Source organism: Pseudomonas sp. NFPP02 (genome assembly GCF_900119355.1).
Taxonomy (GTDB): Bacteria; Pseudomonadota; Gammaproteobacteria; order Pseudomonadales; family Pseudomonadaceae; genus Aquipseudomonas; species Aquipseudomonas paracarnis.
Genome location: NZ_FPJI01000007.1, coordinates 293,631 through 319,223, shown reverse-complemented (window position 1 = coordinate 319,223; position 25,593 = coordinate 293,631). Strand labels below are relative to the sequence as shown.

Sequence of the window (25,593 nt, the reverse complement as noted above, 5' to 3'; positions counted from 1 at the left end):
CACGACTCAGTACCCGAATTTCTTGACGACCATAGAGCATTGGAACCACCTGATCCCATCCCGAACTCAGCAGTGAAACGATGCATCGCCGATGGTAGTGTGGGGTTTCCCCATGTGAGAGTAGGTCATCGTCAAGATTAAATTCCGAAACCCCAATTGCGAAAGCAGTTGGGGTTTTGTTTTGGGCGCTCGAAAAGTGTCCGCCTTGTCGCCGTACACTTGTTCGCCTTGTGTTCGCCCCGTGCACCACAGTGCTAAAGTCCATCCCTCGATTTTGCTTTTCCCAAGGAAGCCGTTATGCCGGACGCGACGTCCCTCAGTCCTGGATTCATGGTGGTTCATGGCAACCGCCTGGACGAGCTGCGAAGCCTGGTGGTCAGTTGGATGCGCCGTTACCCACTGGCGCCTTTGGAAAACGAAATCGCCCTGGTACAAAGCAACGGCATCGCCCAATGGCTCAAGCTGGCCTTGGCCGAAGACCCGCAAGCCGATGATATGGGCGGCTGTGGCATTGCCGCAGCCATCGACGTGCAACTGCCTGGCAGCTTTATGTGGCAGCTTTATCGTATGGTTTTGGGCCGTGACGAAATCCCGCCCAAGTCCCTGCTTGATAAAGCCCCGCTGACCTGGCGCCTCATGCGGCTGTTACCCGAGCTGATCGACCAACCGCACTTCGAGCCTCTGCAACGCTTCCTGACGCAAGACACCGACCTGCGCAAACGCTACCAACTCGCCGAGCGCCTGGCTGACCTCTTCGACCAATACCAGGTCTACCGTGCCGACTGGCTGGAAGATTGGGCCGCAGGCCGGCACCAACTGCGCAATGGTCGAGGCGAGTCCAAACCGCTCAACCCAGCCAACTGCTGGCAAGCCGAGCTGTGGCGCGCGCTCCTGCTGGATGTAGGTGAAGCAGGCATGGCCGAAAGCCGGGCCGGCGTACATCAGCGCTTCATCGAGCGCATCAACAGCCTTGAACAAGCACCGCCCGGCTTGCCTCCCCGGGTGATCGTCTTCGGCATCTCATCGCTGCCGGCCCAGGCGCTGGAAGCCTTGGCGGGTCTGGCCCGTTTCAGCCAGGTCCTGCTCTGCGTGCATAACCCCTGCCGCCATCATTGGTCGGACATCGTCGCCGACAAGGACTTGCTGCGTAACGAATACAAACGCCAGGCGCGCAAAACGAGCATGCCCGTCACTATCGACCCACAAACTTTGCACCAGCACGCCCATCCGCTGCTCGCTGCCTGGGGCAAGCAGGGCCGTGATTACATCAGTCTGCTGGACAGCTACGATGACCCCAACAGCTACCGCGCCGCATTTCGCGACGGCCGTATTGACCTGTTCAGCGACAGCGAACCCACCACGCTCCTCAACCAACTCCAGGACGATATCCTCGAACTGCGCCCGTTGAATGAAACCCGTGAGCTCTGGCCCGCTGTCGACTTGCAACGCGATACGTCGATCCGTTTCCATATCGCCCACAGCGCCCAACGCGAAGTGGAAATCCTCCACGACCAATTACTTCATCGCTTCAGCGCTGACCCCTCCCTGCGCCCTCGGGACATCATCGTCATGGTCCCCGACGTCGACAGCTATGCACCGCATATTCGCGCGGTCTTCGGCCAGCTCGAACGGCATGACCCACGCTTCATCCCCTTCACCCTTACAGACCAAGGCCAACGTGGTCGCGACCCGCTGTTGATCGCCGTCGAGCACTTGCTCAAACTTCCCGACAGCCGCTTCCCTGTCAGCGAAATCCTCGACCTGCTCGACGTCCCGGCCCTGCGCGAACGCTTCGCCATCAAAGAGCGTGATCTGCCCACCTTGCATCGTTGGATCGAAGGCGCCGGCATCCGCTGGGGCTTGAATGCCGAGCAACGCGCCGGTTTGGGCCTGCCCGCGGAACTGGAGCAAAACAGTTGGCGATTCGGCCTGCGCCGTATGCTGCTGGGCTATGCCGTCGGTACCGGCACGGCCTGCGACGGTATTGAACCTTATGACGAAATCGGTGGCCTCGATGCGGCCTTGATCGGCCCACTGGTCGCCTTGCTTGACGCCTTGAACGATGCCCATCAAGCGTTATCGGAACCCGCGTCGCCACAAACCTGGGGCGAGCGTCTACAACGGTTGATGCAGCTGTTTTTCCTGCCCAGCAGCGAGCACGATGACTACCTGCTGGGCCAGCTCGAACAATTAAGAGAAACCTGGCTGGAAACCTGCGAATCCGTCGGCTTGCAAGACGAGTTACCTCTTACGGTAGTACGTGAGGCATGGCTGGCCGGATTGGATCAGGGGCGCCTGTCCCAGCGCTTCCTGGCGGGAGCGGTCAATTTCTGTACGCTGATGCCCATGCGTGCGATCCCGTTCAAGCTGGTCTGCCTGCTCGGCATGAACGACGGCGATTACCCGCGGGCCCAGCCACCCCTGGATTTTGACCTGATGGGCAGCGATTACCGCCCCGGCGACCGTTCTCGCCGCGAAGACGACCGCTACTTACTGCTCGAAGCGCTGCTGTCAGCCCGTGACCAGCTGTACATCAGCTGGGTAGGCCGCAGCATCCGTGACAACAGCGATCGCCCGGCCTCGGTGCTGATCGGCCAACTACGCGACCACCTCGCCAGCGGCTGGCAGCACGCCAGCAACGATCTGCCGCTGATCGACGCAATGACCCAGGAGCACCCGCTGCAACCCTTCAGCGCCCGCTATTTCCACGAAGGCGATTCGTTGTTCAGCTATGCGCGCGAATGGCAATTGCTGCATCAGGCACCGGCGGTCATCACCCAAGAGCAAGGCTTGACGCCTCACCAACAGGAAGAACCCCTGAGCCTTGGCCAGTTACAGGACTTCCTGCGCAATCCGGTCAAACACTTCTTCAGCCAGCGCCTGAAAGTATTCTTCGAAGCCGCTGAAGTGCCCCTGGCTGATGAAGAACCCTTCGTGCTGGACGCATTGCAACGCTACAGCTTGAGCGACAGCCTGCTGAACGCGGCACTCACCCAACCCGACCAACTCGATCAGGCTCTCACCGCCCAGGCCCTGCGGCTGCAAGGCAGCGGCCTGCTGCCGATGGTGGGTTTCGGTGAATGCCTGCGTAACGAACTGATCGAGCCGCTGCCGGACCTGGTGCAACGCTATCAACAGCTTCTGGCGTTGTGGCCCACCCCGCATACTGGCGCTGAACCGGTCAGCTTTGCGTACCAAGGCATCCAGCTGGAAGGTTGGATCAGCGGTCTGCACCGACGCAGTGATGGCGGACTTTTAAGCGTCACCACCATCCCCAACAGTATTGGTTCGATCAAGACACGTAAGTGGCACCGCCTCATCCGCCCCTGGGTCAATCACGTGGTGGCCTGCGCCTGTGGCCTGCCCTTGAGCACCGGCCTGGTAGCCAGTGACGACACCTTGTTGTTGGCCCCACTGGACAAGGCCGGCGCCGAGGACATTCTCGGTAACCTGCTGTTGGCCTGGCACACGGGAATGAGCGCGCCGCTTCCGGTCGCAGTGAAAACCGCGTTCGCCTGGCTCGGCCAGGCTGATCCCGCCAAGGCCCAAGCGGCTGCGAGCAAAGCCTATGAAGGCGATGGCATCACCACTGACGGCGAACGCCGCGAAACGCCTGCCCTTACGCGGCAATTTCCCGACTACGCGGCCCTGGTCGCCAGTGAAGAGTTCGAAGGCTGGTGCGAAACCCTGTATCGCCCGCTGATCAACGCCCCCTGGCGATCGCTTTCCAGCACGGAGGCCAGCGCATGATCGGCAAACCCTTGGCCCTGGCGTTCCCGCTCAAAGGCAGCCAGTTGATTGAAGCCAGTGCTGGCACCGGCAAGACCTTCACCATCTCCGCCCTGTACCTGCGTCTGGTGCTCGGCCACGGCGGTGATGAATCCGGTTTCGACCGCGAACTGCTGCCACCGCAAATCCTCGTGGTGACGTTCACCGACGCCGCTACCAAGGAACTGCGTGAACGTATCCGCATCCGCCTGGCCGAAGCCGCGCGCTTCTTCCGTGACGAAATCGAACAGCCTGATGCGCTGATTGCCGACCTGCGCGAGCAATATGATCCGCAGCAATGGCCCGCCTGTGCCAATCGCCTGGACATCGCCGCGCAATGGATGGATGAAGCCGCAGTCTCCACGATCCACAGTTGGTGCCAGCGCATGCTGCGCGAACATGCGTTCGACAGCGGCAGCCTGTTCACACAAACCCTGGAAACCGACCATAGCGACCTGCTGGGCGAAGTGCTGCGCGACTACTGGCGCTTGTTCTGCTACCCAATGCACGACGATGCGCTCAACTGGGTGCGCAATAATTGGGGTGGCCCCGCGGCGCTGATGCCACGGGTGCGTGCGTTGTTCGGCAGCGAGCGGCCCACCGACGAAACCCGCGAGCCAGCCGAACTGATCAGCGCCTGCCTGCAAGAACGCCGCGCCGCGCTAGTTGCCCTCAAGGCACCCTGGCAACAATGGGCTGCCGAGCTGCGGGATATCTGCCTGCAAGCCGTCGCTGCCAAAGCGGTCGATGGGCGCAAGATGCAAGCACGTTACTTCGAGCCCTGGTTCGAAAAGATCAGCGCCTGGGCCGCTGACGAAACCCTGGAACAACTGGACATCGGCACCGGCTTCACCCGCCTGACGCCCGACGGAATGGCCGAAGCGTGGAAAGGCGAGCCGCCGCAGCACCCTGGCATCGAGGCTATGGCCAGCCTCAAAGCCAGCCTCGACGCCTTGCCAACGCCCGACGCGGCGGTGCTGCAACACGCTGCCGGCTGGGTCGGCAAACGTTTCGAGGAAGAGAAACGTCGCCGCGCCGAGATGGGGTTTGACGACATGCTGATCCGCCTCAACGCCGCCCTCCAGGCAGACGGTGGCGAGCGCCTGGCCAGTGTGATCCGCGAGCAATTTCCGGTGGCTCTGATTGATGAATTCCAGGACACCGACCCGGTGCAATACAGCATCTTCGACAGCATCTACCGCATCGAAGAAAACCACCTCGACAGCGGCCTGTTCCTGATCGGCGACCCCAAGCAGGCGATCTACGCCTTTCGCGGCGCCGACATCTACACCTACCTGCGCGCCCGGCAGGCCACCACCGGCCGCCATCACACCCTGGGCACCAACTTCCGCTCCAGCCATGCGATGGTCGAGGCGGTGAACCATGTGTTCCAGCGTGCGGAAACCGGCCGTGGTGCGTTCCTGTTTCGCCAGCCTAATGGCGATAACCCGGTGCCGTTCCATTCGGTACTGTCCCAAGGCCGCAGCGAGCAGTTGCAGGTCGACGGTCACACGCTACCGGCCATGAACCTTTGGCACCTGCCCACCGACCAGCCGATTTCCAACGCGGTTTATCGTCAACACCTGGCCGCCGCCTGCGCCACGCAAATCGTTGCGCTGCTCAATGGCGGGCAGCAAGGCACCGCAGGCTTTGTGAAAGCGGGGCGCTTGAAGGGCGTGTTGCCGTCAGACATCGCCATCCTCGTGCGCGACGGCAAGGAAGCCCAAGCCGTACGGGCGGAACTGGCCCGCCGCGGCGTGCGCAGTGTGTACCTGTCGGATAAAGACTCGGTGTTTGCCGCCCAGGAAGCCCATGACCTGTTGGCCTGGTTGAAGGCTTGCGCGGAACCGGATGTCGAACGCCCGCTGCGTGCAGCCCTGGCCTGCGTCACCCTGAACCTGTCCCTGTCGGAGCTGGAGCGTCTGAATCAGGACGAACTGGCGTGGGAATCGCGGGTGATGCAGTTCCGTGGCTACCGTGCCATCTGGCGTACCCAAGGCGTGTTGCCAATGCTGCGGCGCCTGCTTCACGATTTCAAGCTGCCGCAAACCCTCATCGCCCGCAGTGATGGCGAGCGGGTGCTGACCAACCTGTTGCACCTCAGTGAATTGTTGCAACAGGCCGCCTCGGAACTGGATGGCGAGCAGGCGTTGATCCGTCATTTGGCCGAGCATCTGGCGCTGTCGGGGCAGGCCGGTGAAGAACAGATCCTGCGCCTGGAAAGCGACGAGCAACTGGTCAAAGTGGTGACCATCCACAAATCCAAGGGCCTGGAATACGACTTGGTGTTCCTGCCGTTCATCTGTTCGGCCAAGCCCGTGGATGGCAGTCGCTTGCCGTTGCATTACCACGATGAACACGGCAAGTCCCACGTCAGCCTGCGACCCACGGCCGAGTTGATCGCCCAAGCCGACGATGAGCGCCTGGCCGAAGACCTGCGTTTGTTGTACGTGGCCTTGACCCGCGCCAAACATGCCTGCTGGCTGGGCATCGCCGACCTCAAGCGCGGCAATAACAGCAGCTCGGTCTTGCACCTGTCGGCATTGGGCTATTTGCTCGGTGCCGGCGCGTCGTTGGGCGAGTCAGCGGGGCTGGCGCGGTGGTTGCTGGACTTGCAGCAAGGCTGCGCGGCCATCGGTTATGACCTTGTGCCGGACGCCCAAGACATCTTGTTCCACCCGCCGCGCAACCAAGCGACCCTGCTCGCGCCGTTGCTGCCTGCACGCAAGGCCGCAGAAAACTGGTGGATTGCCTCCTATAGCGCCTTGCGCATTGGCGACAGCATGAGCGCCGCCAACCTCGAAGCCCCCGAAAGCCCACAGGCCCAGAAGCTGTTCGATGACGAACGCCTCGACCCCGATGCCCCTCGGGAAACGGTCGCGTCCGGCGGGGATATTCACCGTTTCCCACGCGGTCCCAACCCAGGCACCTTCCTTCACGGCTTGTTGGAATGGGCCGGTGAAGAAGGTTTCAACGTGACCCCGGAGGCGATCGAAAAAGCCGTGGGCGCGCGCTGTAACCGCCGCAACTGGGAAGGCTGGATCGTCACCCTCAGCGGCTGGCTGGAGCACCTGCTGCACACGCCACTGCCCCTGTACAACGAGCGCTTCACCCTCAGTGGCCTGCAGCAGTACCAGATCGAGATGGAATTCTGGTTTGCCAGTCACACCGTCGACGTACTCGCCCTCGACAAACTGGTGTGCCAGCACACCCATGGCGGCGTGTCCCGTGTGGCCGCCGAACCGGTGCTGCTCAACGGCATGTTCAAAGGCTTTATCGACCTGACGTTCGAGCACGATGGCCGTTACTACGTGGCCGACTACAAATCCAATTGGCTCGGCCCTGACGACTCGGCCTACACCCAGGACGCCATGGAACACTCGATCCTCGAGCATCGGTACGACCTGCAATACGTACTTTACCTGCTGGCCCTGCACCGCCAACTCAAGGCACGCTTGCCGCATTACGATTATGACCAGCACGTCGGCGGTGCCCTGTACCTGTTCCTGCGCGGTAGCCAGTCGGTGAGCCAGGGCGCGTATTTCACCCGACCGCCCCGTGAGTTGATCGAAAACCTGGACCTTTTGTTCCAGGGCAAGCCCATCCCTCCCAAGGTTGAGCCCGCCTGGGAACAAGGAGTGCTCTTATGAGCCTGTCGCCGTTACCGCTGGAGGCGCTTTTGCCCCTCGATCGTGCTGCCGACCTGCTGCAGTTGCTTGCACGTTGGGTCGAGCGGGGTTGGCTGCGGGCCTTGGACAAAGCCTTTGTCGGTTTCCTGTACGAGCTGGACCCAAAGGCCGATCCCCTGGTGCTGCTGGCGGCGGCCTTGACCAGCCATCAACTGGGCCATGGCCACGTCTGCCTGGATGTGTTCGAAACCCTCAAGGCGCCGGATTTCGCCCTGTCATTGCCGCCCGAAGGCGACCTGCACACTGGCGCCATGCTGCTACCCTCACAGTTGCTGCACGGCCTGGATGGCGCGCATTGGTGCCATGCCCTGGCTTCAAGCCCGTTGGTTGCGCTGGCCGTCGATGGCAGCGAGGAGGCTCGTAGCCGCCCGTTGGTGTTGTCCGGCAAGCGCCTGTACCTGCGCCGCTACTGGGCCTACGAGCGGCGTATCGACCGCGCCCTGCGCCTGCGCCTTGCCAGCGTGGAAGACGCCGCCGCCGATTTGCCGCAACGGCTCAATCGCCTGTTCGACCAACCGGCGCCCGATGGAGTGATTGACTGGCAAAAGCTCGCCTGCGCCCTGGCGACCCGCGGCGCCTTCAGCATCGTCACCGGCGGCCCCGGTACGGGCAAGACCACCACCGTGGTGCGCCTGCTCGCGCTGTTGCAGGCGCCCGCCGTGGAGTCCGGCAGCCCGTTGCGTATTCGCCTGGCTGCGCCCACCGGTAAAGCCGCTGCGCGCCTGACCGAATCCATCAGCCAGCAAGTGCTGTCACTGACAGTGCCCGACAACGTGCGGGAAAAAATCCCCACCCAGGTCACCACGGTCCACCGCTTGTTGGGCAGCCGTCCGGGCACCCGTCACTTCCGTCACCACCTGGGCAACCCGCTGCCTTTGGATGTGCTGGTGGTGGACGAAGCCTCGATGATCGACCTGGAAATGATGGCCAACCTGCTCGACGCCCTGCCGCCCCATGCACGCCTGGTATTGCTGGGCGACAAAGACCAACTGGCCTCGGTAGAAGCGGGGGCCGTACTCGGCGACTTGTGCCGCGATGCCGAAGCCGGCTGGTACAGCCCGCAGACTCGCCACTGGCTGCAAGCCGTCAGCGGTGAAGACCTCAGCAGCAGCGGCTTGCAAGAAGACCTCGATGGCAGCCATCCCCTGGCCCAGCAAGTGGTGATGCTGCGCTATTCGCGCCGCTTCGGCGAGGGCAGCGGTATTGGTCAACTGGCGCGTTGGGTCAACCAGCAAAACGCCGAAGAGGCCCGCCAGCTGTTAGCTGCAGGCCGTCACGACGACCTGTTCTGCGTCAGCCTCAAGGGTGAGCATGACCACGCCCTTGAGCGCCTGGTACTGGACGGGCAGGGCGATGGCGCCCAAGGTTATCGCTACTACCTGAACCTGCTGCAATCGGCGCGCCCCTCTGCGGACACACCGCGTGACGGTCCAGCCTGGACTGCTTGGGCGCAACAACTGCTGCACGCCTTCGACGCGTTTCAACTGCTTTGCGCCGTGCGGAAGGGCCCGTGGGGCGTCGAAGGGCTCAACCTGCGCATCACCGCGGCGTTGCGCAAGGTACGCCTGATCGAAGGTGACGAGCAGTGGTACGAAGGCCGACCGGTGCTGATGACCCGCAACGATTACGGGCTCGGCCTGATGAACGGCGACATCGGCATCGCCCTGAAATTGCCCGAAAGCGACGGTGGCCCCCACGTCCTGCGGGTGGCCTTTCCACGTAACGATGGCCAGGGCGGCGTGCGCTTTGTATTGCCCAGCCGCTTGAATGATGTGGAAACCGTGTACGCCATGACCGTGCACAAATCCCAGGGCTCGGAGTTCACTCACACCGCGCTGATCCTGCCGGATGCCCTCAACCCGGTGCTGACCAAAGAGCTGATCTATACCGGTATCACCCGTGCCAAACGTTGGTTCAGCCTGGTTGAGCCGCGCGGCGGCGTGTTTGAGGAAGCGGTGCGGCGCAAGGTCAAGCGTCTGAGCGGATTGATGTTGGAGTTGGACCTTCCGTCTGAAAAAAATGACTGGTAGGTCAGGCGATATTTCTTATTCAGATGTCTGATTTTTCTGAAAAAATAGCGAACCCCTCGAATGCTGTGCTTCGTGGGGATGTCCGCCGCTGTGCTATCGTTGCGGCATCATCCTGGAAAACACTTGAGAGTATCGCTGCATGAACGTGGCTGTCTCGCCCAAAGCGCGCAGTTTGAGTTGGAGACGCCTGTTACTGGTGACGGTGCTGTGCCTGCTTGCGCCGCGCCTATTTGCGCAGACGCCCAGCCTGGCCGAGCACCGTGCGCAGGCGGTCACCCAAGTGGTGCTCGGTATCCTCAGCTACGCCCGTTGGCCGGTTGAGCCTGCGCAATTGCGGCTGTGCATTGTCGGGCCGACTCAGTACACCGATGACCTGGTCAAAGGCACCACCCAGGCCACCGGTCGTCCGGTGCTGGTGCGGCGCCTGCTGGTCGATCATCCGGATATCGTCAATGCCTGTGATGCCGTCTACATCGGCAAAATCACCCCCGACGAACGCAACCGCCTGTTTACCTCATTGATCGGCCATCCCGTACTCAGCATCAGCGAAGGGGGCGACCAATGCACGGTGGGCAGCCTGTTCTGCCTGCGCGTCAGCGATGAGCAGGTGTCGTTCGAGGTCAACCTGGATTCCGTCGCCCGTAGCGGCGTGCGCATCCATCCCAGTGTGTTGCAGTTGTCCCGTCGTCGAGCGCCTGGCTCATGAGTCGCGATAAAGTGCGGCCGACCCTGCGCTCGGTAATTGCCCGCGGGCATATGATCCTGGCGCTGGTAGCCGTGACCCTGGCCAGTGTGTCCCTGACCCTGCTGGGCGTACTTGCCCTGCGGGTTTACGCCGAGCACAACCTGCACCTGATCGCCCGCTCGATCAACTACACCGTGGAAGCAGCCGTGGTGTTCAACGACAGTGCGGCGGCCACCGAAGCCCTGAGCCTGATTGCCTCTACCGAAGAAGTGGCCCAGGCAGAAGTATTCGATATCAACGGCAAGCTGCTGGCGCGCTGGGTTCGCCCGGAAACCGGCATGTTGTCACGGGTCGAGCTGCAAATAGCGCACGCCCTGCTCGAACAGCCCATCAGCCAGCCGATCCTGCGCCAGGGGCAAACCGTCGGCAGCATCCATCTGGTCGGCCACGGTGGCAGCCTGTTGCGCTTCTTGCTCAGTGGCTTGATCGGGATTCTGATCTGCACCGCCCTCAGCGCCTGGGTGGCGTTGCATCTGTCACGGCGTCTGTTAAATGGTATCACCGTGCCATTGCAACGCCTGGCTGCCGTCGCCCACGCCGCCCGCAGCGAGCGAGACTTCGACCGCCGCGTACCCTCGGCGCAGATCGCCGAACTCGACAGTCTGGGCAGCGACTTCAACGCCCTGCTCGGTGAGATGGAGGCCTGGCAAAGCCACCTGCAAAGCGAAAACGAAACCCTGGCCCACCAGGCCAGCCACGACAGCCTCACCGGCCTGCCCAACCGCGCGTTCTTCGAAGGCCGGCTGATCCGTGCCCTGCGCAGCGCGGCCAAGGTCAATGAGCGGGTGGCGGTGCTGTTCCTCGACAGCGACCGCTTCAAAGACATCAACGACAGCTTCGGTCACGCCGCTGGCGATGCCGTGCTGGTGGCCGTTGCCGACCGCGTGCGGGCGCAACTGCGCGAGGACGACCTGGTGGCGCGCCTGGGCGGTGATGAATTCGCGGTATTGCTGGCGCCCCTGCACAAGGCCGAAGACGCCCAGCGCATCGCCGACAAAATCATTGCCAGCATGGACATGCCGATTCCACTGCCTGGCGACACCCAGGTGTTGACCTCCCTCAGTATCGGCATTGCGATTTATCCCGAGCATGGTGCCACGCCAGGCACCTTGCTCAACGCTGCCGACGCGGCGATGTACCAGGCCAAACGATTGTCTTCGGGCGGCCAGCAAACGGCGGAGTCGGAGCACCCCGTCGCCAACGTTCAACACAGGAGTTGATTCCCTTGTTCGCTAACACACGCGTTTTATTTATTTCTTTGCTCGTGGCCTTCCTGGCCCTCAGCGGCTGCCAGACGCCACCCAAAGGCCTGACCCCGGCGCAAGTCGCCGTGCTCAAGCAGCAAGGCTTCGAGCTGACCGATGAAGGCTGGGCCTTCGGCCTGTCCGGCAAAGTGCTGTTTGGCAGCGACGTCGAAACCCTCAACAAACCCAGCACCGACATCGTCGAACGCATCGGCCAGGCCCTGGTAGGCGCGGGTATCGAGCGTGTGCGTGTCGACGGCCACACCGACGCCTCGGGCAAAGAGCCCTACAACGTGGCCCTGTCCCTGCGCCGCGCCAAAAGCGTGGGCAAGGTGCTGACCCGCATGGGCATGAAAGAAGAAAACATCCAACTGCGCGGCCTGGGCAGCAGCGAGCCGGTGGCGCCGAATACGACCACAGCAGGCCGCACCGAGAATCGCCGGGTATCAATTGTAGTGATCGCAGACTAAGCGGGTTCTCCTTTCCCAAGCTGAAATGCAATCCAATGTGGGAGGGGGCAAGCCCCTCTCACAGTTGTTCTGCGATGTGCTAGCAAGAATGTTCGCTCAACGGCTCGGTGTCATCGCCTGCGTCAAGTCATCCACCACGGCCTTGCCCCTCTCATACATATAATGCGCGGCCCATGCGTATTGGTCGCCGCGAAAACCTACCAACGACCATTAGGAGTTTTCTCTGTAGGAAAGACCTGTCATGACGAATTTTAATGGCTGGGCTGATGAAGTTTCGCTTTTTCGCAAATGGTGGGCTTAGTTAAATGGACGCTATAAGTAACTACCGTAAAGGATTGCGATGACTATAAATGTCAGTCATTTTCGCCAGGAAGTATCTAAAGTCAGGCTTTCAAAAGATGCATTTGCTGAGCTATTGACGATAAGAGAGTTGTTCGAGACGGTAAGTCAAGGTGTTAGATTCGATACCAAGGTCGCTTACATTAATCCTTTACAGTCAAGCGTGCTGAGAGAGGAGCTGAATAGAATACGAAATATGATCGATCATGAAAGTCATGTCTTGATTCTCGATGGCTTTAAGGTGGATAAACTTTCAACGTTCAAATCTCTGGTGTGGACATTCGGTTCCTTACTCGGTGTCCCAATGGTACAGAATCATCTTGGTCATAAAGTGATTGAGGTTTATGACCGAGGTGGCAAAAGCATTGAGGAAGGTGCGAGATACCATCAGACCCGTCAAGGCGCCTATGTACATAACGATGGTGTGAGCGACCCGTTGCCTATCGATTACTTGATCCTGGCCTGTGGACAGAAAGCACTTTTAGGAGGTGAGAGCATTCTCATTGATGCAAGCGCGGTATACGCCGAGCTGATGGCGTTCCCAGAAGTATTGGAAGCGCTCAAATGCGACTTCTTTTTTGAGAATCGCGGCATGTCAGAGGATGAAAAACTGTTTAAAGCCCCCATCCTCAGCTTTTCCAGTGAAGGTATTCCACTGATCAGATACTTTCGAGTCTACATTGAGTCAGCTCACCTTAAGGCAGGAGTGCCTTTAACAGCAGCTCAAGCCCAGGCACTGGACTTTCTGGATACCGTTCTCGATCAGTCATCAGTTCAGCATCGAGTACTGCTGGAGCCAGGGCAAGTGCTTATTTCAGCCGATAACAAGTTTCTGCATACGCGCACGCACTTCATTGATATGAACGCTCCACGTTCCGAGATCAATGATGCTGAGCCTTTGAGTGATCTTAATCGTTATATGCTACGGCTGTGGTTACGCAAACGATGATGCATCGGTATTCATAACGTAAGTCCTCCCATATCCGCCATAAGCCGAGCCCCATGGACAACTCCGATATCGCGATCACGTTGGTCTTGATTTCTGCCTTTATGCACGCCACTTGGAATGCCGTAGTTCGCGCCGGTAGCAGTCGCTTCATGACCTTGGCCATGGTCGACGGCACCGCGCTAGTGATATGCCTGCTGGCGTTGCCGTTTGTAAGTGTGCCTAGCCTGGAGGTATGGGGCTATATACTCGTCTCTGTGGTGCTCAATACGGTCTACCGGCTATTTTTGATTAAAGCGTACGAAACGGGTGACTTCGGTCAGGTTTACCCGGTGATGCGTGGGGTGCCGCCCGTATTGGTCGTGCTGTTTTCTTACTTTCTGCTGCATGAACAGTTGTCCTCCCAGGCGTTGACGGGAGTGTTGCTGATTTGTGTGGGGATTATCAGCTTGACCTTTGTGCGCAGGATGACGGCGCAGATGTTCAAGCCGATCCTGATGGCGGTGTGCGCGGGTGCGTTTATTGCGTCTTACACGGTGGTGGATGCTAAAGGTGTAAGAGCCAGTGAGACGGTGCTGCAGTACATTATTTACCTGACAGTATTCCAAAGTATCCCGATCCCGATGCTGGCGTTTTCCAAAGAACGTTCAACCTTGGCTCGTGCGATACGTGGGCACTGGCGAGTTGGGCTATTAGGCGGTGTTTTTTACCTGGCGTCTTACGGATTGGTGTTGTTTGCCTTGTCGCTGGACGCGGTGGCCAAGGTCTCAGCTCTGCGGGAAACCAGTGTTATTATCGGCGCCATTATTGCTGCGCTGTTCTTTCACGAACGGTTCGGTTGGCGACGGATGCTTTCGGCGTTCGTCATTGTTTGCGGGATCATTTTGATCAAAGTGAGCACCTGATGGCCCAGCGTCCGCCCCCCACACCTATGCTTCAGGCGTTCGTCAGCGCAGCGCAAACCGGTAGTTTCGCCCGTGCAGCGTCTGAGCTTAACCTCACCGCCAGTGCCATTAGCCATCAAATCGCGGGCTTGGAGGAATGGTGGGGCGTGTCGTTGTTTGAGCGGCACTCACGCGGCGTCAAGCTGACTGCAGCAGGGCAGGCTCTGTTGCCAGTTACCGATGAGTTTTTCAAGGCGCTGGATGGGGTATTGCATTCACTCAATCCCGGTAAGTCCCAACCGTTATACCTATCATGCACGTCTTCCCTCTGTTCGACGTGGCTAATCCCCAGGATGCACGGCTCTCACACGCAGGCTTCATTCAACCTGGATCTGGTGTTGACCAGCGCCGACATGAGCAGCACCAGCCTGGAGGCCCATCAATACGATGTCGCCGTGGTGATGGGGTACGGTGACTATCCGGATCATTATGTCGAACTGTTGATGCGCGACGCCGTATTCCCCGTGTGTTCGCCCGATTTTCTGCGGTTGAAGGGCGGCATTGTTCTGGAGGATGTCGCCCGCTATCCGCTGATTCATCGGGTGGACGATCAGGTATGTCCGGGGTGGGAAAGCTGGTTTGCGTTTCAGGGGCTGGCGCCGCCGCCTTATCACCACGGGCCGAGATTTCCGGATTCGAGCCTGGCGATCAGCTTGGCGGTGAAGGGCGGAGGGATTGCGCTGGGCAGGACTGCGTTGGTGTATGACCAACTGGAAGACGGTGCGTTAGTTGCGTTGAATAGCCCTGTGATGATGTCCCCTGCGGCCTACTACATCATTTGTCGAAACGGGCGTCAGTCGGAGCCGGAGATTGCTCGGCTGATTGAATGGCTCAAGAACAGCGCGGGTGAGTTTCTGCGCGAAGTTCGGCTTCGGCATCCGCAAATTGCTGCAGCAGGAGCGGTCTAAATGTAGGAAGCCTCCGTTGCTCCTTTTAGCACCTCACTTCGCAAACCTGATCTCCCGCGTCTGCCCCATTAACAACCCCTGATTCTGCTCCGTCACTTCCCGAATGTAATCCCACAACAACGTAATCCGCTTCAACTTCCTCAAATCCTCTCGGCAATACATCCAGAACTGCCGCGTAATCGCAATCTGCTCTCCCAGCACCGGCAGCAAGCGCGGGTCCTGCGCGGCCAGAAAGCACGGCAATATCGCCATCGACCGGCCTTGCTGGGCCGCCACGTATTGCGCGATCACGCTGGTACTGCGCAGGCTGGCGCTGGCGCCGGGCACCACATTGGCCAGGTACAGCAACTCTGAGCTGAAGGCCAAGTCATCCACATAGCTGATAAATGGATGTTCGGCCAGATCCGCAGGTTTGCGGATTGGCGGGTGTTGGTCGAGGTAGTCCTGGGTGGCGTACAACTGCAATTTGTAGTCGCACAGTTTGCAGCACACATACGGCCCGTGTTCAGGGCGTTCCAGGGCGATGACGATGTCGGCTTCGCGCTTGGACAGGCTGATGAAGTGGGGCAGGGGCAGGATATCCACCGAGATCGCAGGATAAGTGTCGACGAAGTGGCTCAGTTGCGGGGTGACGAAGAAGCTGCCGAAGCCTTCGGTGCAGCCCATGCGCACATGGCCGGACAGCGCCACGCCGGAGCCGGACACCTGTTCGCAGGCCATGTGCAGCGTGCTTTCGATGGATTCGGCATAACCCAGCAACCGCTGGCCTTCGCTGGTGAGCACGAAGCCGTTGGTCCGGGATTTTTCGAACAGCAGCGTGCCGAGGGACACTTCCAGAGAGCTGATGCGCCGCGACACGGTGGTGTAGTCCACCGCCAGGCGTTTGGCGGCCACGCTGGCCTTGCGGGTGCGGGCTACTTCGAGGAAAAACTTCAGGTCATCCCAGTTCAGGGCGCCCAGGGAGGTGATGTTTTTTTGCATATTGGACCGGCTTTTATGTGCGTTCTTATTAGAGATTTGCACATCTATACTCCAAAAACAGTCCGAACGCCTCATTCTTCAAGGCGATTCAACGCCTTGGTTCTCTGCATAACTACAAGATTCTGGAGACCACATGAACGCATCTGCCGATATTTCCGTGCAACAGGTCAAGTTGCTGATCAACGGCGAGTGGGTCGAATCCAAGACCACCGAGTGGCAAGACATCGTCAACCCGGCCACCCAGCAAGTGCTGGCCAAAGTGCCGTTCGCCACGGCCGATGAAGTCAACGCGGCCATCGATGCTGCCCATCAAGCGTTCCAGACCTGGAAACTCACGCCGATCGGCGCGCGCATGCGCATCATGCTTAAGCTGCAAGCCTTGATCCGCGAACATTCCAAGCGCATTGCTGTAGTCCTCAGCGCCGAGCAGGGCAAGACCATTGCCGATGCCGAGGGCGATATTTTCCGTGGCCTGGAAGTGGTGGAGCACGCTTGTTCCATTGGCACCCTGCAAATGGGTGAGTTCGCCGAGAACGTGGCCGGCGGCGTGGACACCTACACCCTGCGCCAGCCTATCGGCGTGTGCGCCGGCATCACCCCGTTCAACTTCCCGGCGATGATTCCGCTGTGGATGTTCCCGATGGCGATTGCCTGCGGTAACACCTTTGTACTCAAGCCTTCCGAGCAAGACCCGTTGTCGACCATGCTGCTGGTGGAGCTGGCGCTGGAAGCCGGTGTGCCAGCCGGCGTGCTCAACGTGGTGCATGGTGGCAAGGACGTGGTGGATGCGCTGTGCACTCACAAAGACATCAAGGCGGTGTCCTTCGTCGGTTCGACGGCTGTGGGCACGCATGTCTACGACCTGGCCGGCAAACACGGCAAGCGTGTGCAGTCGATGATGGGCGCCAAGAACCACGCGGTGGTGCTGCCGGATGCTAACCGAGAACACACCCTCAACGCCCTGGTCGGTGCCGGTTTCGGCGCGGCTGGCCAGCGTTGCATGGCCACCTCGGTGGTGGTGCTGGTGGGCGCGGCCAAGCAGTGGCTGCCAGACCTCAAGGCCCTGGCACAAAAGCTCAAGGTCAACGCCGGCAGCGAAGCGGGCACGGATGTCGGCCCGGTGATCTCCAAGCGCGCCAAGGCACGTATCCTGGAGCTGATCGAAAGCGGCGTGGAACAAGGCGCCAAGCTGGAGCTGGACGGCCGCGACATCAAAGTGCCGGGCTTTGAGCAAGGCAACTTTGTCGGCCCCACCCTGTTCTCAGGCGTGACCACCGACATGCGCATCTACACCGAGGAAATCTTCGGCCCGGTGCTGGTGGTACTGGAAGTCGAGACACTCGATCAAGCCATCGCCCTGGTCAACGCCAATCCGTTTGGCAACGGTACAGGCCTGTTCACCCAGAGCGGCGCGGCGGCGCGTAAATTCCAGAGCGAAATCGATGTGGGCCAGGTCGGCATCAACATCCCCATCCCGGTGCCAGTGCCGTTCTTCAGCTTCACCGGCTCCCGCGGTTCCAAGCTCGGCGACCTGGGCCCTTACGGCAAGCAAGTGGTGCAGTTCTACACTCAGACCAAAACCGTCACCAGCCGCTGGTTTGATGACGACACGGTCAACGATGGCGTCAACACCACCATCAACCTGCGCTGAACTCGGGAGACGACCATGAAAATTGCATTCATCGGCCTGGGCAACATGGGTGCGCCCATGGCCCGCAACCTGATCAAGGCTGGGCACGCGCTTAACCTGTTCGACCTGAACCAGGCGGTACTCAAGGAACTCGCCGAACTGGGCGGCACCATCAGCCACTCACCGCGTGATGCGGCCCAAGGTGCCGAACTGGTGATTACCATGCTGCCGGCAGCCGCCCATGTGCGCAGCGTGTGGCTGAATGAAGACGGTGTACTCGCCGGCATCGGCGAAGGCATCCCCGCCGTGGATTGCAGCACCATTGACCCGCAAACCATCCGTGAAGTAGCGGCTGCGGCAGCCAAACAAGGTGTGGCAGTGGCCGATGCGCCGGTCTCCGGTGGCACCGGCGGTGCCCAGGCCGGGACGCTGACCTTCATGGTCGGCGCCAACCCGGAATTGTTCGCCACCCTGCAACCGGTGCTGGCGCAGATGGGCCGCAACATCGTGCACTGTGGTGATGTCGGCACCGGGCAAATCGCCAAGATCTGCAACAACCTGCTGCTGGGTATCAGCATGGTCGGCGTCAGTGAGGCCATGGCCCTGGGCGATGCACTTGGTATTGATACACAAGTGCTGGCCGGCATCATCAACAGCTCCACGGGGCGCTGCTGGAGTTCCGATACCTACAATCCTTGGCCAGGCGTGATCGAGACTGCGCCATCATCGCGTGGCTATACCGGTGGTTTTGGTGCCGACCTGATGCTCAAGGATTTAGGCCTGGCCACCGAAGCTGCACGCCAGGTGCACCAGCCGGTGATCCTCGGCGCAGTGGCCCAGCAGCTGTATCAATCGATGAGCCAGCGTGGGGAAGGGGGCAAGGACTTCTCGGCGATCATCAACAGCTATCGCAAGCCCAAATAAAAACCTGTGGCGAGGGAGCAAGCTCCCTCGCCACAGGTTTTGCTGGGTCAGGCAAACACAAAATACTTACGCACCGTCTCGACCACTTCCCACGTTCCTTTCATCCCCGGTTCCACCACAAAGATATCCCCAGCCCGCAAGTGGATCGGCTCCATGCCTTCAGGCGTGATCACGCAGTAGCCTTCCTGGAAATGGCAGTATTCCCACTTCACGTATTCCACGTACCACTTGCCCGGTGTGCAGATCCAGGTGCCCATGATCTTGTTGCCGTCTTCGCTGGTGTAGGCGTTGAGGTTGACGGTGTGCGGGTCGCCTTCAAGCTTTTCCCATTTGCAGGCATCCAGGACCGGCAGTGGGTGGGTGTCGCGTAGTACGGTGATGGGCTTGGTCATGATGACTCCGAGGCAGGGAAGGGAAAGCTCAACCCTAAGGCCTCGGGCGTTGCGCCAGTGGTCTGAACTCGACATTGGGATGCCCAGAAGCGCAGTCACCTGAACACCGCAGTCCCCTGTGGGAGCCGGGCTTGCCCGCGATGACGCTGGCACAACAAGCATCTCCATTGCCTGACACTCCGCTATCGCGGGCAAGCCCGGCTCCCACAGGAGGTCTTGGTGTATCTGAGCGACAGATCTGTGCATCAAACCGCTGTTTCCTCGCAGTAACTGCGAAATATTTCCCGTGGCGCGCCAGAATTCGCAAGAAAATTCAGAGCTGGCCCTCGTATCATTCACCCCAGTACCCCGTGAGAGCCTTGCAATGAAACCAATAAAAACGTGGTGGGATATCAGCCCGCCCTTGAGCACGGCCACCCCGACCTGGCCGGGCGATACACCGTTCCAGGAAGAGCGCGTGTGGCAGTTCGGCCCGGAGTGTCCGGTAAATGTGGGGCGCGTCACCCTGTCGCCGCACACCGGTGCCCATGTGGATGCGCCGCTGCATTACAGCGCCGATGGGGCGCCGATTGGCGAGGTATCGCTGGATGTGTACATGGGCCCGTGCCGGGTATTGCATTGCCTGGGCAGCGGCGCTCTGGTGCAGCCCCATCAGTTGCAAGGGCGTGTGGATAACCTGCCGGAGCGCGTGCTGCTGCGCACTTATCCACAAGCGCCACTGACTGAATGGGATTCGAATTTCACGGCCATCGCTCCGCAAACCATTGAGCTGCTGGCCAGCCTGGGGGTGCGCCTGATCGGTATCGATACGCCGTCCCTGGACCCGCAACAATCCAAGACCATGGATTCGCACAACGTCGTGGCGCGCCATGGCATGGCGATCCTCGAAGGCATCGTGCTCGATGACGTACCGGAGGGCGACTATGAACTGATCGCGCTGCCGCTGCGCTTCGCCAACCTGGACGCGAGCCCCGTGCGCGCCATTCTCCGCCCGCTCAAGGAGCCCACGCGATGAGCCAATGTCCTTTTTCAGCTGATTACCAACCGCCGGAAGAATGGCATAACGCCGAATTGAATTTCTCCGAGTCCATGAGCTATGGCGACTACCTGGACCTGGGCAAAGTCCTCAGCGCCCAGCACCCGCTGTCGCCAGACCACAACGAAATGCTCTTCATCATCCAGCACCAGACCTCTGAGCTGTGGATGAAACTGATGCTTCACGAACTCAAGGCCGCCCGCGAACATGTGCGCCTGGGTGAGCTGCCGCCGGCGTTCAAGATGCTGGCGCGGGTGTCGCGGATCTTCGATCAACTGGTGCACGCCTGGGCGGTGCTGGCGACCATGACGCCATCAGAGTACAAGGCGATTCGCCCGTTCCTGGGGCAGTCGTCGGGGTTCCAGTCGTTCCAGTACCGCGAGATCGAATTCATCCTCGGCAACAAAAGCCCGGCGCTGCTGCGGCCCCATGCTCATCGCCCGGAGTTGCTGCAGCAATTGCAGGTGGCGATTGCCACGCCGTCGCTGTATGACGAGGCCGTAAACCTGATGGTCAAGGCGGGGTTGGCGATTGATCCCAAGCGCGCCGAGCGCGACCCGACCGCAGCCACGGTGCACGATGAATCGGTGGAAGCGGCCTGGCGCGAGGTATATCGCGACCCGAGCCGTTACTGGGATTTGTATCAGTTGGCCGAGAAGTTTATCGACCTGGAAGATTCGTTCCGCCAGTGGCGCTTCCGGCATGTCACCACGGTGGAACGCATCATCGGCTTCCAGCCGGGTACTGGCGGTACTGAAGGCGTGGGGTACCTGCGCAAGATGCTCGACACGGTACTGTTCCCTGAACTCTGGCGAGTACGTTCCACGCTCTAAACAAAAAAGCCCCGGATTACCGGGGCTTTTTTTATGTGAAATACAGTCAACTGTGGGAGCTGGCTTGCCAGCGATGGCGGTGTATCAGCTGGCCCACCCGTTGGCTGACACGCCGCCATCGCGGGCAAGCCCGGCTCCCACAGGTGTTACTGCGCCACAGCTACTTTCCCGTTTCTGATCCGAAACCGATAGGCAACGTAGATAATCCCCACCCACACCGGCATCGCGTACACCGACTCACGAATTCCCGGAATCGCCAGCATCACCCCGATGATCATCACCATGAAGGCCAGACACAGGTAGTTGCTGAACGGGAACCAGAAGGTCTTGAACGACGGCGTCACGCCTTGCTCGCCCATGGCCTTGCGGAACTTGATGTGGGTCAGGCTGATCAGCGCCCAGTTGATCATCAGCGAAGCAACCACCAAGGCAAACAGCAACTCCAGCGCACTGTGCGGCGCGACGTAGTTGACCACCACGCACAGCATCGTCACCAACGCCGAAATCGCCAACGCCCGTAGCGGCACGCCTTGCTTGTTGAGCTTCATCAGCGCCTTGGGCGCGTCACCTTGCTCGGCCAGGCCGAACAGCATGCGGCTGTTGCAGTACACGCCGCTGTTGTACACCGACAACGCCGCGGTCAGCACCACGAAGTTGAGGATGTGGGCGGCGGTGTCGTTGCCGATCAGCGAGAAGATCTGCACAAACGGGCTGCCGCTGTAGGCATCGCCTGACGCGCCGAGGGTTTGCAGCAGTTGATCCCACGGGTACAGCGACAACAGCACGGTCAGCGCACCGACATAGAAAATCAGGATGCGGTACACCACCTGATTGATTGCCTTGGGGATCACCTTGCGTGGTTCGCTGGCCTCGGCGGCGGTGATGCCGACCAGTTCCAGGCCACCGAACGAGAACATGATGAAGGCCATCGACATCAACAGCCCCATGCCGCCATTGGGGAAGAAACCACCGTGGCTCCACAGGTTGCTGACCGAGGCCTGGGGGCCGCCGGTGCCGCTGAACAGCAGGTAGCAGCCGAGCACGATCATGCCGACAATCGCCACCACCTTGATGATCGCAAACCAGAATTCGGCTTCACCGAAGAACTTCACGTTCAGGGTGTTGATCAGGTTCACCGCGACGAAGAACACCAGCGCGCTGACCCAGGTCGGGATCTCTGGCCACCAGAACTGGATGTACTTGCCCACCGCCGTCAACTCGGCCATGCCCACCAGCACGTAGAGCACCCAGTAGTTCCAGCCCGCCAGGAAGCCCGCGTAACCGCCCCAGTATTTATGTGCGAAGTGGCTGAAGGACCCGGCCACCGGCTCTTCGACGATCATCTCGCCGAGCTGGCGCATGATCAGGAACGCGATAAACCCGGCCACCGCATAGCCCAGGATCATCGACGGCCCCGCCGACTTGAGTACCCCGGCCGAGCCGAGGAACAAGCCTGTACCAATCGCACCTCCCAAGGCGATCAGCTGAATGTGCCGGTTCTTCAGGCCTCGCTTGAGGCCCACCGGGTTAACCATGTCATCCGCCATTAACATTCCCTTCTACTTGTTTTTCTCAAGGGTGATTGCACGCCGCATCGGCCCCTCAGAACTGCTGAGGGTCAGATATTACTCTGCGTAAACTTTTCGTAATACAGCTGAACGCCATCAAGTGCCTGATCCGCCAGCCATTGCTGGATGGATTCGACCATCGGAGGGGGGCCGCACACGTACATATCCGCCGATCTGTCCCGCAGTTCGGCCAGGTCGAAATGCTCGGTGAGGTAGCCGCGTTTGCCCGTCCACTCGGCTGAGGCGTCGCTCAGCACTTCGGTGTAGCGAAAGTTCGGGATTTTTGCCGCGTAGGCGTGGATACGCGCCGCTTCACATAAATCTTCGGCGCCGCGCACGCCGTAGTACAGGTGCACAGGTTGCGTGCAGCCGTTGACGGCCAGCTCATCAAGCATACCCAGCAACGCCGACAACCCGGTGCCGCCCGCCACCAGTACCAACGGTTGGGTGACGTGCCGCAGATAAAACGCACCCAAGGGCGCCTCCATCAACATTTCATCACCTACCTGGCAGCGTTCACGCAGGTAGTTGCTCATGACTCCATCGGGCAGCAGGCGTACCAGGAACTGCAACTGATTACCCGGCCGGTTGGCGAAGGAGTAGGAGCGCCAGCTATCGGTGCCGGGCACCGACAGACGCGCATATTGGCCCGGCAAAAAATCCAGTGGCTGGTCCAGTTGCACCTGCAAGATGGCGGTGCTGGTCGAGACCTGCTGCACCGCGCTCACCGTGCCGCGTACCTGCACGGGCCCGGGGGCGTTGCACAGGCTCGAATCGAAGTCGAAATAGAAGGTGGCGTCGGACTTCACCCGGGTCTGGCAACTGAGCATCTTGCGCTGTTGCAGGTCGAGGCTGGAAAGGGCTTCGTCGTCGACATAGTCCTGGGTGTACTCGCCGGATTCGCAACGCCCCTGGCAGGTTCCGCACACGCCTTCGCGGCAATCGAGCGGGATCTTGATGCCGTTGCGCAGGGCCGCGTCCAACAGGATTTCATGGGCGCCCACCGGGAAGAACAGGGTCTTGCCATCGGCAAAGCTGAAGGCCACTTTGTGATTCATTGATGAAACTCCAAGCGTGCCCCTGTGGCGAGGGAGCTTGCTCCCGCTGGGCTGCGAAGCTGCCCCAAAAAACTGGGAGCGCTGCGCACTCCAGCGGGAGCAAGCTCCCTCGCCACAGGGGGGGGCTGGTTTTTAAAGGTGATAGAAATCCAGCACCGAGTTGATGGTGTCGTTGAGCAGCAGGGCGTGCTTGCGCGTGATCAGCCAGCTGTCGCCCTCGGGCTTGAGGCGATAGGTTGCGTGCCCATAGAACTGCTCGGAAGTAGCCAGCCGATAAAACAGCGTGTGCCAGTTCAAACGCACCTCCAACGTGCCGTCGGCCTGCTCGGCAATGCGCACGTTGTTGATCAGGTGCAAGGTGCGCGGCATCGGCGTGGCGGAGGCGGCTTTGCCGGTGCGCAGGCGGAACACGCGGTCTTCCAGGCCCGAGCGGTTGGCGTAGTAGATCAACGACATCTCGCGCTTGGGGTCTTGGGTGTAGACGTGTTCGGAATCCCATTGCGGCAGGTGGAATTCGCTCTGCGGGTCGAACAACTGCACGTAGGCGTCCCAGTCCTGGGCGTCGCACAGTTCGGACTTGCGGTAGAAGAACTGCTCGATCTGGTACTGCAATTGCGCATTCATCACTTCACCTCCCGCAGGCTCAGGGCCCGCTGGTCCAAACCCTTGAGCAGAAACCGTTGCCAATTGCGGTGCTGGTTGACGTACAAGCCTTCGTGGGTGAACTCAGTGCCGGTCATGGCTGGTTGAATGCCGATGGCCTCGCTGTTGGGCGTCGGCCCGGTCTCCCAGCGATGGCTGCCGCGAGAAATATCGCTCCAGCGCTCCAGGCGGCCCTGGAAACCGCGCTGGGCTTCGCGAAATTCCACCAGGTCGTCGGGCGTGCCCATGCCCGAGACGTTGAAGAAGTCCTCGAACTGGCGGATCCGGTTTTCGCGATCGGCGTCGGACTCACCTTTCACGCCCAGGCACTGGCTGATGATTTCGGTCTTGTTCCAGGCCACCGGGCGGATGATGCGCAGCTGCGAGCTGATCTGGTCGAGAAAGAACAGGCTGGGGTAGATGTTCAGGTTGCGCAGGCGGTGCATCATCCACTCGGCCTTCTGCTGGCCGTGTTCTTCTACCAGGCGCGGCATGATGGTGGCGTAGCCGGAGCGCACGCTGGGGTTGGGCATGTCGCTGAACAACACACTGTGGCCGTTATTGAAGGCGAACCAGCCGTCATCGGTATTCGCGTCGCCGGCGCCGAGCTTGCTGTAGTCCAGCGTCGTGCTGGAACCTGCGCCGTTCTCGGTGTTGACCTGCTGGCGATGCTGCACGGTGGCCACGTAGTTGTAGTGCACGGTGCTGACGTGATAACCGTCCAGGCCGTTTTCGTTTTGCAGCTTCCAGTTGCCGTCGTAGGTGTAGGCAGACTTGCCCGCAAGCACCTCCAACTCTCCGGTGGCCGATTGCGCCACCATCATGTCGAAGAATACTTTGGCGTCGCCGAGGAAATCTTCCAGGCTGTTGGTGCCGTTCACGTCCAGGCTGATAAACACAAAGCCCTTGTAGCTGTCGATGCGCGCTTTTTTCAGGCCGCGGGTGGCCTTGTCGAAACCTTCCGGGTATTCCCCTGGCGCCTTGACCTTCACCAGTCGGCCATCGCTCTTGTAGCACCAGGCGTGGAACGGGCAGGTGAAGGTGGATTGGTTGCCCTTGCCCACGCGGGTGAGGGTAGTGCCGCGATGCTGGCAGGCGTTGATCAGCGCGTTGAGCCGGCCTTCGCCGTCGCGGGTGATGATCATCGGTTGGCGCCCGGCGCGCATCGTCACGAAGTCGTGGTTATTGGCCAGTTCGCTTTCGTGGCAGGCGTAGATCCAGTTTTTTTCGAAGATCAGCTCCATCTCCAGGTCGAACAGTTCGGGCTCGGTGAACATGTCGCGGGCGATGCGGAACACTTCATCTGCCGGGCGAAAGTCCAGGCAGCTTTCGATAAAGGTTTTCCACTGCTCGACGGTTCTTGCACCACTCATGGGAGGCACCTTTTGATCATGGCTAAACGGTGAGCCATTAAGCGGCTGCAATGCGGTAGCGGGCTATCCGCTT

The 25,593-nt window shown here is 60.4% G+C and carries 19 protein-coding genes, 1 rRNA gene and 1 pseudogene; 14 read left to right on the top strand and 7 right to left on the bottom strand.

Going from position 1 to position 25,593, the window contains the following annotated elements:
- Positions 1–21: 21 nt before the first annotated feature.
- From rrf to BT204_RS14990, 7 genes are all read left to right on the top strand, one after another.
- A 5S ribosomal RNA gene (gene rrf, locus BT204_RS15020) occupies positions 22–137 on the top strand.
- A gap of 160 nt (positions 138–297) precedes the next feature.
- Positions 298–3,750, top strand: coding sequence for an exodeoxyribonuclease V subunit gamma (recC, locus tag BT204_RS15015; RefSeq protein WP_072447282.1), 3,453 nt, complete (start codon positions 298–300; stop codon positions 3,748–3,750).
- A complete protein-coding gene (gene recB / locus BT204_RS15010; protein ID WP_072447280.1) occupies positions 3,747–7,418 on the top strand; it encodes an exodeoxyribonuclease V subunit beta in 3,672 nt (1,223 codons plus the stop codon). The genes recC and recB overlap by 4 nt, the downstream gene beginning before the upstream one ends.
- Positions 7,415–9,487, top strand: a complete 2,073-nt coding sequence (gene recD / locus BT204_RS15005) for an exodeoxyribonuclease V subunit alpha (RefSeq protein WP_034128795.1) — start codon at positions 7,415–7,417, stop codon at positions 9,485–9,487. Before recB ends, recD begins: the two co-directional genes overlap by 4 nt.
- Before the next feature lie 139 nt (positions 9,488–9,626).
- Positions 9,627–10,193, top strand: a complete 567-nt coding sequence (locus BT204_RS15000) for a regulatory sequestration protein YfiR (protein ID WP_034128794.1) — start codon at positions 9,627–9,629, stop codon at positions 10,191–10,193.
- The gene (locus tag BT204_RS14995) at positions 10,190–11,452 is read left to right on the top strand and encodes a diguanylate cyclase DgcN/YfiN (RefSeq protein WP_034128793.1); all 1,263 of its coding nucleotides are present in this window, start codon (positions 10,190–10,192) and stop codon (positions 11,450–11,452) included. The genes BT204_RS15000 and BT204_RS14995 overlap by 4 nt, the downstream gene beginning before the upstream one ends.
- A 5-nt stretch (positions 11,453–11,457) precedes the next feature.
- Complete coding sequence (locus BT204_RS14990) at positions 11,458–11,946, top strand: outer membrane lipoprotein YfiB (protein WP_072447278.1); 489 nt, start codon at positions 11,458–11,460, stop codon at positions 11,944–11,946.
- A 96-nt stretch (positions 11,947–12,042) separates the two neighbouring features.
- Here BT204_RS14990 and BT204_RS27465 read toward each other — a convergent pair.
- Positions 12,043–12,138, bottom strand: a pseudogene (locus BT204_RS27465) (DUF3077 domain-containing protein); the annotation flags it as partial.
- Between the two features lie 148 nt (positions 12,139–12,286).
- On the opposite strand from BT204_RS27465, the gene BT204_RS14980 reads away from it, so the two are divergent.
- Genes BT204_RS14980 through BT204_RS14970 form a run of 3 tightly spaced genes read left to right on the top strand, consistent with a single transcriptional unit; the run spans position 12,287 to position 15,083 of the window.
- Positions 12,287–13,234, top strand: a complete 948-nt coding sequence (locus BT204_RS14980) for a TauD/TfdA family dioxygenase (RefSeq protein ID WP_072447276.1) — start codon at positions 12,287–12,289, stop codon at positions 13,232–13,234.
- Between the two features lie 53 nt (positions 13,235–13,287).
- Positions 13,288–14,136: an EamA family transporter gene (locus tag BT204_RS14975; RefSeq protein WP_054897000.1), complete on the top strand. Its 849-nt coding sequence runs from the start codon at positions 13,288–13,290 to the stop codon at positions 14,134–14,136.
- Positions 14,136–15,083 (top strand): LysR substrate-binding domain-containing protein, encoded by a 948-nt coding sequence (locus tag BT204_RS14970; protein WP_060764178.1) that lies wholly within the window; start codon positions 14,136–14,138, stop codon positions 15,081–15,083. Before BT204_RS14975 ends, BT204_RS14970 begins: the two co-directional genes overlap by 1 nt.
- A gap of 33 nt (positions 15,084–15,116) precedes the next feature.
- Here BT204_RS14970 and BT204_RS14965 read toward each other — a convergent pair whose 3' ends face one another.
- Entirely contained in the window at positions 15,117–16,064 is a 948-nt protein-coding gene (locus BT204_RS14965; protein ID WP_034128788.1) for a LysR family transcriptional regulator, read from the bottom strand.
- A gap of 133 nt (positions 16,065–16,197) precedes the next feature.
- On the opposite strand from BT204_RS14965, the gene BT204_RS14960 reads away from it, so the two are divergent.
- A complete protein-coding gene (locus BT204_RS14960) occupies positions 16,198–17,715 on the top strand; it encodes a CoA-acylating methylmalonate-semialdehyde dehydrogenase (RefSeq protein WP_072447275.1) in 1,518 nt (505 codons plus the stop codon).
- Between the two features lie 15 nt (positions 17,716–17,730).
- Positions 17,731–18,618, top strand: a complete 888-nt coding sequence (gene mmsB / locus BT204_RS14955) for a 3-hydroxyisobutyrate dehydrogenase (RefSeq protein WP_072447273.1) — start codon at positions 17,731–17,733, stop codon at positions 18,616–18,618.
- Positions 18,619–18,665: 47 nt separating this feature from the next.
- On the opposite strand, the gene BT204_RS14950 is transcribed toward mmsB, so the two are convergent.
- Complete coding sequence (locus tag BT204_RS14950; RefSeq protein ID WP_072447271.1) at positions 18,666–19,010, bottom strand: cupin domain-containing protein; 345 nt, start codon at positions 19,008–19,010, stop codon at positions 18,666–18,668.
- A 364-nt stretch (positions 19,011–19,374) separates the two neighbouring features.
- On the opposite strand from BT204_RS14950, the gene kynB reads away from it, so the two are divergent.
- Positions 19,375–20,025, top strand: a complete 651-nt coding sequence (kynB, locus tag BT204_RS14945; protein ID WP_072447269.1) for an arylformamidase — start codon at positions 19,375–19,377, stop codon at positions 20,023–20,025.
- Positions 20,022–20,879 carry a tryptophan 2,3-dioxygenase gene (kynA, locus tag BT204_RS14940; RefSeq protein ID WP_072434974.1) on the top strand — a complete coding sequence of 286 codons (858 nt, stop codon included), beginning with the start codon at positions 20,022–20,024 and terminating at the stop codon, positions 20,877–20,879. The genes kynB and kynA overlap by 4 nt, the downstream gene beginning before the upstream one ends.
- Positions 20,880–21,025: 146 nt before the next feature.
- On the opposite strand, the gene BT204_RS14935 is transcribed toward kynA, so the two are convergent.
- The 4 genes from BT204_RS14935 to antA all read right to left on the bottom strand — a co-directional run bounded on the left by BT204_RS14935 (position 21,026) and on the right by antA (position 25,520).
- Positions 21,026–22,426: an amino acid permease gene (locus BT204_RS14935; RefSeq protein ID WP_034128783.1), complete on the bottom strand. Its 1,401-nt coding sequence runs from the start codon at positions 22,424–22,426 to the stop codon at positions 21,026–21,028.
- Positions 22,427–22,497: 71 nt separating this feature from the next.
- Positions 22,498–23,505 (bottom strand): anthranilate 1,2-dioxygenase electron transfer component AntC, encoded by a 1,008-nt coding sequence (gene antC / locus BT204_RS14930; RefSeq protein ID WP_057975035.1) that lies wholly within the window; start codon positions 23,503–23,505, stop codon positions 22,498–22,500.
- A 132-nt stretch (positions 23,506–23,637) separates the two neighbouring features.
- Complete coding sequence (gene antB / locus BT204_RS14925; RefSeq protein WP_034128781.1) at positions 23,638–24,129, bottom strand: anthranilate 1,2-dioxygenase small subunit; 492 nt, start codon at positions 24,127–24,129, stop codon at positions 23,638–23,640.
- Positions 24,129–25,520 (bottom strand): anthranilate 1,2-dioxygenase large subunit, encoded by a 1,392-nt coding sequence (antA, locus tag BT204_RS14920; RefSeq protein WP_072447267.1) that lies wholly within the window; start codon positions 25,518–25,520, stop codon positions 24,129–24,131. Before antA ends, antB begins: the two co-directional genes overlap by 1 nt.
- Positions 25,521–25,593 lie beyond the last annotated feature (73 nt).